General features: G+C 59.2%; 11 protein-coding genes and 1 pseudogene. 4 read left to right on the top strand and 8 right to left on the bottom strand.

The window, feature by feature from the left end:
- Nucleotides 1–17: 17 nt before the first annotated feature.
- The 4 genes from IX761_RS05760 to IX761_RS05745 all read left to right on the top strand — a co-directional run bounded on the left by IX761_RS05760 (nucleotide 18) and on the right by IX761_RS05745 (nucleotide 4,430).
- Nucleotides 18–608 carry a fimbrial protein gene (locus tag IX761_RS05760; protein WP_194788758.1) on the top strand — a complete coding sequence of 197 codons (591 nt, stop codon included), beginning with the start codon at nucleotides 18–20 and terminating at the stop codon, nucleotides 606–608.
- Between the two features lie 72 nt (nucleotides 609–680).
- Nucleotides 681–1,430 carry a molecular chaperone gene (locus tag IX761_RS05755; RefSeq protein WP_194788657.1) on the top strand — a complete coding sequence of 250 codons (750 nt, stop codon included), beginning with the start codon at nucleotides 681–683 and terminating at the stop codon, nucleotides 1,428–1,430.
- 84 nt (nucleotides 1,431–1,514) lie between these two features.
- Nucleotides 1,515–3,995, top strand: a complete 2,481-nt coding sequence (locus IX761_RS05750; protein ID WP_194788656.1) for a fimbria/pilus outer membrane usher protein — start codon at nucleotides 1,515–1,517, stop codon at nucleotides 3,993–3,995.
- 129 nt (nucleotides 3,996–4,124) lie between these two features.
- A complete protein-coding gene (locus tag IX761_RS05745; RefSeq protein ID WP_194788655.1) occupies nucleotides 4,125–4,430 on the top strand; it encodes a hypothetical protein in 306 nt (101 codons plus the stop codon).
- Between the two features lie 43 nt (nucleotides 4,431–4,473).
- Here IX761_RS05745 and IX761_RS05740 read toward each other — a convergent pair.
- From IX761_RS05740 to atpG, 8 genes and pseudogenes are all read right to left on the bottom strand, one after another.
- Nucleotides 4,474–4,584, bottom strand: a pseudogene (locus IX761_RS05740) (transposase); the annotation flags it as partial.
- Between the two features lie 27 nt (nucleotides 4,585–4,611).
- The gene (locus IX761_RS05735) at nucleotides 4,612–4,968 is read right to left on the bottom strand and encodes a type 1 fimbrial protein (RefSeq protein WP_194788654.1); all 357 of its coding nucleotides are present in this window, start codon (nucleotides 4,966–4,968) and stop codon (nucleotides 4,612–4,614) included.
- Between the two features lie 596 nt (nucleotides 4,969–5,564).
- Nucleotides 5,565–7,400, bottom strand: a complete 1,836-nt coding sequence (gene glmS, locus IX761_RS05730; protein ID WP_194788653.1) for a glutamine--fructose-6-phosphate transaminase (isomerizing) — start codon at nucleotides 7,398–7,400, stop codon at nucleotides 5,565–5,567.
- A 12-nt stretch (nucleotides 7,401–7,412) separates the two neighbouring features.
- Nucleotides 7,413–8,180 carry a DeoR/GlpR family DNA-binding transcription regulator gene (locus IX761_RS05725; protein ID WP_194788652.1) on the bottom strand — a complete coding sequence of 256 codons (768 nt, stop codon included), beginning with the start codon at nucleotides 8,178–8,180 and terminating at the stop codon, nucleotides 7,413–7,415.
- Nucleotides 8,181–8,408: 228 nt separating this feature from the next.
- Nucleotides 8,409–9,776: a bifunctional UDP-N-acetylglucosamine diphosphorylase/glucosamine-1-phosphate N-acetyltransferase GlmU gene (gene glmU, locus IX761_RS05720; protein WP_194788651.1), complete on the bottom strand. Its 1,368-nt coding sequence runs from the start codon at nucleotides 9,774–9,776 to the stop codon at nucleotides 8,409–8,411.
- 122 nt (nucleotides 9,777–9,898) lie between these two features.
- Nucleotides 9,899–10,318, bottom strand: coding sequence for a F0F1 ATP synthase subunit epsilon (locus tag IX761_RS05715; RefSeq protein WP_110994045.1), 420 nt, complete (start codon nucleotides 10,316–10,318; stop codon nucleotides 9,899–9,901).
- A 44-nt stretch (nucleotides 10,319–10,362) separates the two neighbouring features.
- The gene (gene atpD / locus IX761_RS05710) at nucleotides 10,363–11,739 is read right to left on the bottom strand and encodes a F0F1 ATP synthase subunit beta (RefSeq protein ID WP_016489910.1); all 1,377 of its coding nucleotides are present in this window, start codon (nucleotides 11,737–11,739) and stop codon (nucleotides 10,363–10,365) included.
- 27 nt (nucleotides 11,740–11,766) lie between these two features.
- A complete protein-coding gene (atpG, locus tag IX761_RS05705; protein WP_003253195.1) occupies nucleotides 11,767–12,627 on the bottom strand; it encodes a F0F1 ATP synthase subunit gamma in 861 nt (286 codons plus the stop codon).
- Between the last annotated feature and the right edge of the window lie 27 nt (nucleotides 12,628–12,654).

The following is a 12,654-nucleotide window of genomic DNA, read 5'->3' as shown; positions in this document are numbered from 1 at the left end:
TCAACATGGTAAACAAAATGAAAAAAATATCTCGCACACTTCTCGCCCTTTCAATCATTGCTGCTGCCGGCACCGCATTGGCAGCCGAGCCGGAGACGCCAACCAAAGCAGGCAGCGGTACCATCAACTTCACTGGCACCATCAACAACGATGCCTGCTCAGTTGAGGGTGCTGGGAAGAACAAAAATATTTCCGTCAACATGGGCGAAGTGTCGATCAAAGACATGGGCACAGCTACCGCACCTAAAGGCAACGGTACGCTGAGCGTCGAGAACTTCGACATGAAGATCAATTGCAACGCCGGCACCAAAGTCGCGATGATCCTTGAACCCACCAAGGGTAATGGATCGGGCATTGAACCCGGCACAAAAGTGTTGCGCCTGATCGACGGCTTGGGAGCTGCAAAAGGCATTGGTATTGCCTTGCTTGACGCCAATGGCGCGGTCATTGACCTGAGCTCGCCAAGCACCGCGAGAATCGAAAACACCCTGCAAGACAGCAACACCACGCTGAAATTCTCCGCGGCTTATGTGACCACCGTCGATCCAAAGCTGGCCGTTGCAGGTCGCGGCGACGCTACCCTGCCGTTCACGCTGCAATACGAATAATCCGCGCGAACACTCAAGCCCGGTGCGGGGTCGATCGGCCCTGCACCCTCATTCAATTGCGCGGTACCCCTTATGTTTTATCGTCTCTCATTGTCCTTTTGCGCTGGGCTTCTGGGCCTGCTCGTTGTCAATCAGGCCATGGCCGGCATTTCCTTGAGCAGCACGCGTCTAGTTTTCGACGGCCAGCATAAGGAAGCCGGTATCACCGTGCGTAATAGCGGTGAAGATGTGTTGATCCAGTCGTGGATCGACACCGATGCCAGCGAAACCGCTGCTGTACCGTTTGCCGTCACGCCGCCACTGGTGCGCGTCAGCGGTGACGAGCAGCAGATCCTACGGGTGATTTACGAAGGCACGGGCATGCCGACCGACCGTGAGTCGGTGGTGTGGCTCAACGTGCAGGAAATCCCCCGGGCTTCCAAAACCAAAAACACATTGCAGCTCGCCGTGCGCCAGCGAATCAAAGTGTTCTTCCGCCCGGTCGGGCTGAAAAACAATGCTTATCTGGCACCGAGCGAATTGACCTGGCGCCTGGCAGAGCACGCCGGCAAGCCCATTCTGCTGGTGAACAACCCGGGGCAGTATCACGTGTCGATTGCCGATATCACCCTGCAGTCCGGCGCAATCAGCGAACACCCTTTTGATTCGATGATGATCGCCCCAGGTGAACAGAAAAAGTTCAGCCTAAAGCAACTTCACAACACCAACACCGCACGCCTGTTATTTAGCAGTATTAATGACTATGGTGCCCAAGACCGTTATGCTGCAAAACTCCCCATAAATGTCGACACTCGCGCCAGCTTGAATAAAGAAGCGCCATAACTTCCTGCCGCTACCACAGCCGCACTGTCACTGTATTTCTCTTCGCTCCGCTAGTACGTATCGGAGGTGATATAGGGTTCCTGCATGTTTTTACTCAAGCGCGACGGATGGGCGCCGTTTTCGATTGCCCTGGTTTCCAGCAGTATCTGCCTGGCGGATAGCGATGAACAGTTCAATACATCGTTTCTGCAAGGCGCGCCGTCCTCTGTGGACTTGCAATCACTACTCGCCTCCAGTCGCGTGCTGCCCGGTATTTATCGGGTGGATCTCTACGGCAACGAAACCTTGGTCGGCCGTCGCGATATCGACTTCCGCCGCCACCCCGGCACGGGCAAGGTCGAAGCCTGCCTGACCGTGGAGATGGTGCAGCAATTGGGGGTCGACACCGGCAAATTGCAAGCCGCCGGAAAACTGATCGGCGATGAGTCTGATGCCTGCCTGGATCTGCCCGCCTTGATCGATCACGCGAGCGTGCGATACGACGTTCCACGCCTGCGCCTGATGGTCAGCGTGCCGCAAAGCGCCATGGAACGCGGTCGGCGCGGTTATGTCGACCCGGCCTTGTGGGATGAAGGCGTATCCGCAGCGTTCATCAACTATCAGTTGAGCAGCAGTCGCAACAGCACCCAGGCTGAAAACACCCTGTCCAACAACGTTGGCTTGCGCAACGGTATCAACCTTGGCGCCTGGCGGTTGCGTAACGAATCGAACTTCAACAGCAGCACCGGCCGTCCCAGCACCTTCAAAAGCAATCGCAGCTACCTGCAGCACGACGTGACCGCCCTGAAAGGCCAGTTCAGTGCCGGCGATATTTTTTCGGATGCCGACCTGTTCGACAGCGTACGTTATCGTGGTCTGAAATTGGCGTCTGACGATGGTATGCGCGCCGACAGCGAGCGCGGCTATGCGCCGATCATTCGCGGCATTGCGCAGTCCAGTGCCACCGTGGAGATTCGCCAAAACAACTACATGCTCTACACCGCCAACGTGCCGCCGGGGCCGTTCGAGATCAGCGACATCTACCCCAGTGGCTCCAATGGTGACTTGGAAGTAACGATCATCGAAGCCGATGGTCGGCGCCGGGTAAGCATGCAGGCGTTTTCCAGCCTGCCGATCATGGTGCGGCAGGGCCAGCTGAAATATAGCGTCTCGGCCGGCCGCTACAACAGCAACAGCGATGATCAGCCGTCACCGCAGTTTCTTAGCAGCACGCTGGCGTATGGCATCAGCAGTAACCTCTCAGGGATAGTCGGCATGCAGGCGACACCGGACTTCAAGGCGTTGTCTGTGGGCGCAGGCCGCAACACATCGATTGGCGCGGTCTCGCTTGACCTTACCCATTCCAGCAGTCGTACCTTCGGTCAGGCGGTGACCGGTAATAGCATGCGCGCGCTGTATGCCAAGACGTTCACCGGCACAGACACCAACTTCACTCTCGCCGCCTACCGTTACTCGACCGAGGGCTATCGCACCCTCACCGAGCATGTAGAGGAACTGAGTCTCGACGGTCAGAAACGAACCGGCAACTCGAAAACTCGCACCGACCTGACCGTCAACCAGAGTCTGGGCCGCAATCAGGAATTTGGCAGTGTCTACATCAACGCCAGCGACCAGCGTTACTGGGGGCGCGGCGGTTCGCAGAGTCTGTCGGCGGGTTACAGCAACTATTGGGGCGCTGTCAGTTACAACCTCAGCGCCACCTATTCCAAGGATGTCGGCAACTATGGACCCTCGAACAATGACACGCTGTTCAACCTGTCCGTGTCATTCCCGCTGGGTTCCAAACCTCGTGCACCGCGAGCCTTTGTTTCCACCAGCACGCAGAAAGCTGAAGACAGCACCCAGGTGGGCATCAATGGCTACCTATCGGAAGACAGCGACACCTACTACTCGGTGCAAGGCGGCAACAGCCGCAGCGGTGGCGGCAGCGGTTCGGTGAACTTAAGCACCCGCACCTCGGTGGTGGACGTCAGTGCTGGCTACAGCCAGGGACGCGGATACAACTCGCAGAGCCTTAACCTGGCAGGTTCGGTCGTGGGCCATGCCGGCGGGATCAATCTGGGACAAACCGTGGGCGAAACGTTCGCACTGGCACAGGTCGAAGGCGTGGCGGGGGTCAAGATCGGCAGCTACTCCGGAGCCAAAACCGCCAGTAATGGCTTCGCCGTGGTACCCAACGCGCAGCCTTACCGGGTGAACTGGATCAACCTGGACACCCGTGATTTGGGCGGCGATATCGAGATCGAAAATGCGACCCAGCAAGTGGTGCCCCGACGGGGTGCCGTGGTCCTGGCACGCTACGTCAGCAAGACCGGACGGCGCGTGCAGTTTGCATTGTTCGATAGCCGGCAACGGCCGATTCCGTTTGGAGCGTCGCTCGAGGACGGTAACGGCAAGCAGTTGGCGATCTCTGACCCTGGTGGCAAGGCACTGGCGCTGGTCGAAGCAGATACCGGCACGCTCATCATCAACTGGCAGGGCCAGCGTTGTGAGGCGCCTTATGCGTTGTCGGAACGCAATAAGGCGCTGAACTATGAGCGTGTTTCGCTGGTATGCAGTCCATAACGGATTACGAGCAGTTGCTTACGGTAAGTCCGTGCTCTGGACATCCAAAGGTTGCCCTAGGGCGAGATCAGTGGATGGCGGCACAGCTTTGGAGTTCGACCCGAATTGCATTGATAGGTGGTTTTACACATGACACTGAAGCCGCTCCCGATGATGGTCAGCACCTATCAATACGCCTCAAAGAAGGACATATTTATGAGTACTCTTCGCGACATTCAGAACTTTCAGTTAAAACTGATCGAATCGGCGTCGGTGAACGAAAGCTGCGCCGCAGACCTGTTAAGTATCTTGCGCAAGCTTACCGCCACTGAAGCCAGTAGCGTCCTAGGAATTATCAGTTTGCTGCAGAGTGAAGCTGAAATACTTCGCAAACTTTCTGGAAAACTGGCCTCTCAAACGTTATGCGAGGGTTCTTTTATCAGCTCAATTATCTAACGGCTAATTCATCGAACGGGAGCATTCTCGCCTCCTGATTTTACCAGCCCCTAAACCGTTGATACATCGTTGACCGTGGGCCGAAGCGCTCAGGCTTATGGCCCCATGCAGCACCCGAACAGAGCACCCATGGCACGCCATCGAGCATCAATCGTATAGTCATACGGCCAGATCGTAAGACTCAAGGGACGCTCATCGTGATTAGGAAGTTACCGGCCTTGACCGGCGAACCTGCGACGTCGACAAGTCGGTATTGCTGATCGTAGTAACGGCCATGATTGCTGTCGGAGAGCAGCTGGACCTTGATGCTGGACGCCGCACTCGATGAGTCGATGTTACGTGCTTCAAGCAACGTAGCACGCATGGAGGCAGGGCAGTTGTTCAACCGGATGCTTTCAGCCTCGTCCGTGCCTGTAGCACAGGACTGTTCGACTATTCGCCCCTCGAACCGGATGACTCCTTGCGTAACGGGGGTCGCCGCCCAGCAGGCACTGCTCAGGACGAAACTCAGGCTGATAACGGCTGGCAGAATCTTCATGACTGACAATCCTCGCAATGGTAAGCACTACGTCGTCATGGACGGGCAGAACTTGAGCGCTCTTCGACGCCGGGAAGTCTGCGGGTAGAGGAAGCGCGCACCACTCATAGAAGTTCCGGCAGTAGTGTTTGTCCAGTCTGCCGACTTTCTCTCTTCAGCGATTTCTAGGGTCTGTACGTAAAGTCTTGAGACGAAGGTCAGGCAAGGCGAAAACAGCCGAGGAACGGTCGGAGTCGCGTTCGACTTTACGGGTTGTAAATGAGCATTCCGACCGGGCTGGCGCACCAGGCTGTTTTCAACGCAGCATCACCGAGTATCAAGGCTTTTCGTACAGAGCCTAAGGTGCCACGGATTGGTAGAGTGAACAGGGGGCGGAACGTCGATGTGCCAGCTTAGGTGCAGGTTACGGCGCACGTATGACGTGAGCGATTCATCGGATTGGATTTGGAGAGGCATGGATGAGCGTCGACACAGGGTTGCGGTGAGCGCAACGAAGAAGGGAGCCGGTTAAGGCCCCCTCCGTCAGCGACAATTTTTGTTGCGGTGCGACAGTTTTAATTCTCAGAATCCATCAGACCAGCACATCGCCGGAAGGCTTACTCCACCGTCACCGACTTGGCCAGGTTACGCGGCTGGTCGACATCGGTGCCCTTGAGCACGGCGACGTAATAAGACAGCAGCTGCAGCGGGATGGTGTAGAGGATCGGCGCCAGCGCATCGTGGATGTGCGGCACCTTGATCACGTGGGTGCCCTCGCCATTGCTCATGCCGGCGTGCTCGTCGGCGAACACCACCAGCTCGCCGCCACGGGCACGCACTTCCTGCAGGTTGGACTTGAGCTTTTCCAGCAGTTCGTTGTTCGGCGCCACGGTGACCACCGGCATGTCATCGTCGACCAACGCCAGCGGGCCATGCTTGAGCTCGCCGGCCGGATAGGCTTCGGCGTGGATGTAGGAGATCTCCTTGAGCTTGAGCGCGCCTTCCATCGCCACCGGGTACTGGGCACCGCGGCCGAGGAACAGGGTGTGGTGCTTGTCGGCGAACAGTTCGGCAATCTTCTCGACCACACGGTCCATCGCCAGCGCTTCGCTCAGGCGTGCCGGCAGGCGGCGCAGCTCTTCGACCAGCTCGGCCTCGACACCAGCCTCCAGCGTGCCGCGCACGTTGCCCAGGGCCAGGGTCAGCAGCATCAGCGAGACCAACTGGGTGGTGAAGGCCTTGGTGGAGGCGACGCCGATTTCCGGCCCGGCCAGGGTCAGCAGGGTGAGGTCGGATTCACGTACCAGCGAGCTGATGCCCTTGTTGCAGATCGCCAGGCTGCCGAGGAAGCCCAGCTCCTTGGCGTTGCGCAGCGCGGCCAGGGTATCGGCGGTTTCGCCGGACTGGGAAATCGAAACGAACAGGGTGTCCTGCTGCACCACCACCTTGCGGTAGCGGAACTCGCTGGCCACTTCCACCTGGCAGGGAATGCCAGCCAGTTCTTCGAGCCAATAACGGGCGACCATGCCGGCGTGGTAGCTGGTACCGCAGGCGACGATCTGCACGTTGCGCACCTTGGCGAACAACTCGGCAGCCTGCGGGCCGAAGGCCTGCACCAGGACATGGTCGTTGCCCAGACGGCCCTCGAGGGTGCGCTGCACGACGGCAGGCTGCTCATGGATTTCCTTGAGCATGAAGTGGCGGTAGTTGCCCTTCTCTGCGGCTTCGGCGCCTTCGTGGTACTGCACGGTCTCGCGTTGCACCGGCTGGCCGGCCTGGTTCCAGACCTGAACCTGCTCACGGCGGATTTCAGCGATATCGCCTTCTTCCAGGTACATGAAGCGGTCGGTGACCTGGCGCAGGGCCAGCTGGTCGGAGGCCAGGAAGTTCTCACCATGGCCCAGGCCAATCACCAGCGGGCTGCCACTGCGCGCGGCAACCAGGCGGTCAGGCTGAGCGGCGCTGATCACGGCCAGGCCGTAGGCGCCGTGCAGGCGCTTGACCACGGCCTTGACCGCGTCGGCCAGCTCCGGAACAGTCTTGAGTACATGGTGGATGAGGTGAACGATCACTTCGGTATCGGTTTGCGAAGTGAATACGTAGCCCAGGCCCTTGAGCTCTTCACGCAGGGCCTCGTGGTTCTCGATGATGCCGTTGTGCACCACCGCCACGTCGTGGCCCGAGAAGTGCGGGTGGGCATTGCCCTCGGTCGGCGCACCATGGGTCGCCCAGCGGGTGTGGGCAATGCCCAGCTGGCCGGCCAGGGGCTCGGCGGCAACGGCGGCTTCAAGTTCACTGACCTTGCCGATACGACGACGACGTTCAAGGCCGCCCTGCTGGCTGAAGACGGCCAGGCCGGCACTGTCATAACCGCGATATTCCAGGCGCTTGAGGCCTTCGATGAGGATGGCTGTGATATTGCGCTCGGCAACGGCACCAACGATTCCACACATGAGTTGTTGCTCCTAGCTGATAGCGGCGCAGATCAGGTTGATGCCGCGGGCTTGAATGCGGTCGCGTACCTCGGCGGGCAGGCGATCATCGGTAATGAGGGTATTGACGCTGCCCCAGGGCAGCTCGAGGTTGGGGATCTTGCGCCCCACCTTGTCCGACTCGACCATCACGATCACTTCGCGGGCGACTTCGGCCATGACTCGGCTCAGGCCCAGCAGTTCGTTGAAGGTGGTAGTGCCACGTTCCAGGTCGATGCCGTCGGCGCCGATGAACAGCTGGTCGAAATCGTATGAGCGTAGTACCTGCTCTGCGACCTGGCCCTGGAACGACTCCGAATGCGGGTCCCAGGTGCCGCCGGTCATCAGCAGCACCGGTTCGTGCTCCTGCTCGCTGATGGCGCGAGCCACGTTGAGCGAGTTGGTCATCACCACCAGGCCAGGCTGGCGCCCGAGCTGAGGAATCATGGCTGCCGTGGTGCTGCCACTGTCGATGATGATGCGCGCGTGTTCACGGATGCGTTCGACCGCGGCGCGAGCGATGGCCTGCTTGTACTGCGACACCGGCTGTACCGTATCCGCCAGCAACTCCTGGGGCATGGTCACGGCACCACCGTAACGTCGCAACAGCAGGCCGTTAGCTTCCAGGGCGGCGAGGTCCTTGCGGATGGTCACTTCCGAGGTTTCGAAACGCTTGGCCAAGGCGTCGACGCTCACCTCGCCCTGCTCGGCGAGCAAAGCCAGGATATTGTGGCGACGCTGGGGGGTGTTACGTTTCGACATGGCTGTTTTAAGTTTCGATTCGAAAGTTAAGTAGCGCAATCAAAACCTAAGAGAGCGATTTAGTCAAGTGGTTACCCTGTAGGAGCGGCTTCAGCCGCGAACACCGGCAAAGCCGGTGCCATTCACCGCGGCGCCTGTTTCGCGGCTAAAGCCGCTCCCACATGCACAGCCACAAAAAAGCCGACTTATTCACATAAGCCGGCCTGTGCAAACAGCGCTGTGGATAACTCAGCTCTTCTTGATCTTCTCTGGCCGCTTCCAGCCTTCGATGTTGCGCTGGCGGGCCCGGGCCACGCCCAGCTGCCCGGCCTCGACGGTCTGGGTGATGGTCGAACCGGCTGCGGTGGTAGCACCGGCCTGGATTTCCACAGGCGCCACCAGCGAGTTGTTGGAACCGATGAACACGTCCTCGCCCATCACCGTACGGAACTTGTTGGCGCCATCGTAGTTGCAGGTGATGGTGCCGGCACCGATGTTGCTGCGCGCGCCGATTTCGGCATCGCCCAGGTAGGTCAGGTGGCCAGCCTTGGCACCCTCGCCCAGGTGGGCGTTCTTGAGTTCGACGAAGTTACCCACATGGGCTTTGGCGTCCAGCACACTGCCTGGGCGCAGGCGAGCGAACGGGCCAGCATCGCTGCCCTCGCCCATCACTGCACCGTCCAGATGACTGTTGGCCTTGATCACTACACCCTTGCGCAGGGTGCTGTCCTTGATCACGCAGTTCGGGCCAATCTGCACATCGTCCTCGATGACCACCTTGCCTTCGAGAATGACGTTGATATCGATCAGCACATCACGACCGACGGTCACTTCACCACGCACATCGAAACGCGCAGGGTCGCGCAGCGTGACGCCTTCGGCCATCAGGCGACGGCCTGCACGCAGCTGATAGTGGCGCTCAAGCTCCGACAGCTGACGACGGTCGTTGGCGCCCTGCACTTCCATCGGGTCGTGCGGCTGCTCGGTAGCGATCACCAAGCCATCGGCGACGGCCATGGCGATCACGTCGGTGAGGTAGTACTCACCCTGGGCATTGTTGTTGGAGAGCCGGCCCATCCAATCCGCCAGGCGCGCAGCAGGCATGGCCAGGATGCCGGTGTTGCCTTCCTTGATCGCCTTCTGCGCTTCGCTGGCGTCCTTGTGCTCGACGATGGCGGTCACCTGGCCGGCGGCGTCGCGCACGATACGGCCATAGCCGGTAGGGTCGGCCAGATTCACAGTGAGCAGGCCCAGCTGGCTGGCACTGACCTTGGCCAGCAGGCGCTGCAGGGTTTCCACTTCGATCAGCGGTACATCGCCATACAGCACCAGCACCGTATCGGCAGTGATTGCCGGCAGTGCCTGGGCTACCGCATGGCCGGTGCCCAGCTGCTTGTCCTGCATGACGAAATTCAGATCGTCGGCAGCCAGACGTTCGCGCACCAGCTCCGCGCCATGGCCGATAACCACATGGATGCCCTGGGGCTTCAGCTGGCGCGCGCTGTGGATAACATGGCCGAGCATGGAGTTACCGGCCACAGGGTGCAGCACCTTGGGCAGCGCCGAACGCATGCGGGTGCCTTGGCCTGCGGCGAGAATGACGATATCGAGGGACATGACTGGCTACCAATCCTGGGCGGTCGGGGATGCGACCGAAGAGGGGAAATTCTGAAAAAGAAAAAGGGTAGCCGAGGCTACCCTTTAACTCAATCGCAGCGGAAGTAAGCGGCCGGGCCGGATTACTTGCCTTTGCGCATTTGCTGGACAGTACGCAGCTGAGCTGCAGCCTCGGCCAGACGTGCGGCAGCAGCGCCGTAGTCGAAGTCCGAGCCTTTAGTGTTCAGCGCGTTCTCAGCAGCCTTGAGGGCTTCCTGAGCCTGAGCTTCGTCCAGGTCGGCAGCGCGCTGCACGGTGTCGGCGAGAACCTTGACCATGTTCGGCTGCACTTCGAGGAAGCCACCGGAGATGTAGAACACCTCTTGAGTGCCACCCTGCTTGGTCAGCGTGATCGGACCAGGCTTGAGATTGGTGATCAGCGGCGCGTGGCCCGGAGCGATACCAAGATCACCCAGGTTACCGTGCGCAACTACCATCTCGACCAGGCCGGAGAAGATCTCTCCTTCCGCGCTGACGATGTCGCAATGGACTGTCATAGCCATCTGCTTGCCTCAACCTGATTAGCGCCCCTTGCGGGGCGCCGGGATTACAGTTTCTTGGCTTTCTCGATCGCTTCGTCGATGCTGCCGACCATGTAGAACGCTTGTTCTGGCAGGTGGTCGTAGTCACCTTTGAGGATGCCGCTGAAGCCAGCGATGGTGTCCTTGAGCGAAACGTACTTGCCTGGCGAGCCGGTGAAGACTTCGGCCACGAAGAACGGCTGCGACAGGAAGCGCTGGATCTTACGAGCGCGGGCTACCAGTTGCTTGTCGGTCTCGGACAGTTCGTCCATACCCAGGATGGCGATGATGTCTTTCAGCTCTTTGTAGCGCTGCAGAACATACTGAACGCCACGAGCGGTGTCGTAGTGCTCGTTGCCAATCACGTTCGGGTCCAGCTGGCGCGAAGTCGAGTCCAGTGGGTCGACCGCAGGGTAGATACCCAGCGAGGCGATGTCACGGGACAGTACGACGGTGGCGTCCAAGTGGGCGAAGGTGGTCGCTGGCGACGGGTCGGTCAGGTCGTCCGCAGGTACGTATACGGCCTGGACGGAGGTGATCGAGCCTTCTTTAGTGGAAGTGATGCGCTCTTGCAGCACGCCCATCTCTTCAGCCAGGGTCGGCTGGTAACCTACTGCCGAAGGCATACGGCCCAGCAGTGCGGATACTTCGGTACCGGCCAGGGTGTAACGATAGATGTTGTCGACGAACAGCAGAACGTCGTTACCTTCGTCACGGAACTTCTCAGCCATGGTCAGGCCGGTCAGCGCTACGCGCAGACGGTTTCCTGGTGGCTCGTTCATCTGACCGTAGACCAGCGCTACCTTGTCGAGAACGTTGGAGTCCTTCATCTCGTGGTAGAAGTCGTTACCCTCACGAGTACGCTCACCCACACCAGCGAACACGGAGTAACCGCTGTGTTCCATGGCGATGTTACGGATCAGTTCCATCATGTTTACGGTCTTGCCGACACCGGCACCACCGAACAGACCAACCTTACCACCCTTGGCAAACGGGCAAACCAGGTCGATAACCTTGATGCCGGTTTCCAGCAGGTCGTTGCCGCCTGCCTGGTCAGCGAACGAAGGCGCTGGCTGGTGGATACCGCGACGCTCTTCTTCGCCGATCGGGCCGGCTTCGTCGATCGGGTTGCCCAGAACGTCCATGATACGGCCCAGAGTGGCCTTACCAACAGGAACGGAAATGGCAGCACCGGTGTCGACGACATCCAGACCGCGCTTCAGGCCTTCGGTCGAGCCCATCGCAATGGTACGAACCACGCCGTCGCCCAGCTGCTGCTGAACTTCCAGGGTGGTTTCCGCGCCTTGTACTTTCAGCGCGTTGTAAACACTCGGCACGACGTCACGTGGGAATTCCACGTCGATGACGGCGCCGATGATTTGAACGATACGTCCGCTACTCATAGCTGGATCCTCTGAATTTTTGAACCGTTAAACCGCGGCAGCGCCGCCGACGATTTCCGAGATCTCCTGGGTGATCGCAGCCTGACGCGCCTTGTTGTAGATCAACTGAAGCTCTTTGATCAAATCACCGGCGTTGTCTGTGGCGTTCTTCATGGCGATCATCCGGGCCGCTTGTTCAGCAGCGTTGTTCTCGACCACCGCCTGGTATACCTGCGACTCCACGTAACGCACCATCAAGCCGTCCAGCAGCTCTTTTGCGTCGGGTTCGTACAGGTAATCCCAGTGGTGCTTGAGATCCTGATCCGGGGTTGCCACCAACGGTACCAATTGCTCGACCGTTGGTTTTTGGGTCATGGTATTGATGAACTTGTTCGAAACCACCGAAAGGCGATCGATACGGCCGTCCAGGTAGGCGTCCAGCATCACTTTGACGGAGCCGATCAGATCGTTGATCGATGGCTCTTCGCCCAAGTGGCTGATCGCGGCTACGACGTTGCCGCCAAAGATGCGGAAGAAAGTCGCACCCTTGCTGCCGATCACGCACAGGTCGATTTCCACGCCCTGTTCGCGGTTTGCGCTCATGTCCTTGACCAGGGCCTTGAACAGGTTGGTGTTCAAGCCACCGCACAGACCACGGTCACTGCTCACCACGATATAACCGGCGCGCTTTACAGGGCGCTCGATCATGAACGGGTGGCGGTATTCCGGGTTGGCGTTGGCCAGATGACCGATCACCTGGCGGATACGCTCCGCGTAAGGACGGCTAGCAGCCATGCGCATTTGTGCCTTGCGCATCTTGCTGACCGCCACTTTCTCCATGGCGCTGGTAATTTTTTGCGTGCTTTTGATGCTCGCAATCTTACTGCGAATCTCTTTTGCGCCTGCCATGTATCACCTATCAGGTTAGCAAGCGGG

The sequence above is a fragment of the Pseudomonas sp. UFMG81 genome (assembly GCF_015354575.1).
Classification (GTDB): Bacteria; Pseudomonadota; Gammaproteobacteria; order Pseudomonadales; family Pseudomonadaceae; genus Aquipseudomonas.
This window is presented reverse-complemented; position numbering and strand designations above follow the sequence as displayed.

What these genes read in the sequence shown, in the direction of transcription:
- atpG (WP_003253195.1), bottom strand. Translation starts at nt 12,627, where the DNA reads ATGGCAGGCGCAAAAGAGATTCGCAGTAAGATTGCGAGCATCAAAAGC.
- glmS (WP_194788653.1), bottom strand. Translation starts at nt 7,400, where the DNA reads ATGTGTGGAATCGTTGGTGCCGTTGCCGAGCGCAATATCACAGCCATC.
- IX761_RS05755 (WP_194788657.1), top strand. Translation starts at nt 681, where the DNA reads ATGTTTTATCGTCTCTCATTGTCCTTTTGCGCTGGGCTTCTGGGCCTG.
- IX761_RS05735 (WP_194788654.1), bottom strand. Translation starts at nt 4,968, where the DNA reads ATGAAGATTCTGCCAGCCGTTATCAGCCTGAGTTTCGTCCTGAGCAGT.
- glmU (WP_194788651.1), bottom strand. Translation starts at nt 9,776, where the DNA reads ATGTCCCTCGATATCGTCATTCTCGCCGCAGGCCAAGGCACCCGCATG.
- IX761_RS05715 (WP_110994045.1), bottom strand. Translation starts at nt 10,318, where the DNA reads ATGGCTATGACAGTCCATTGCGACATCGTCAGCGCGGAAGGAGAGATC.
- IX761_RS05725 (WP_194788652.1), bottom strand. Translation starts at nt 8,180, where the DNA reads ATGTCGAAACGTAACACCCCCCAGCGTCGCCACAATATCCTGGCTTTG.
- IX761_RS05760 (WP_194788758.1), top strand. Translation starts at nt 18, where the DNA reads ATGAAAAAAATATCTCGCACACTTCTCGCCCTTTCAATCATTGCTGCT.
- IX761_RS05750 (WP_194788656.1), top strand. Translation starts at nt 1,515, where the DNA reads ATGTTTTTACTCAAGCGCGACGGATGGGCGCCGTTTTCGATTGCCCTG.
- atpD (WP_016489910.1), bottom strand. Translation starts at nt 11,739, where the DNA reads ATGAGTAGCGGACGTATCGTTCAAATCATCGGCGCCGTCATCGACGTG.
- IX761_RS05745 (WP_194788655.1), top strand. Translation starts at nt 4,125, where the DNA reads ATGACACTGAAGCCGCTCCCGATGATGGTCAGCACCTATCAATACGCC.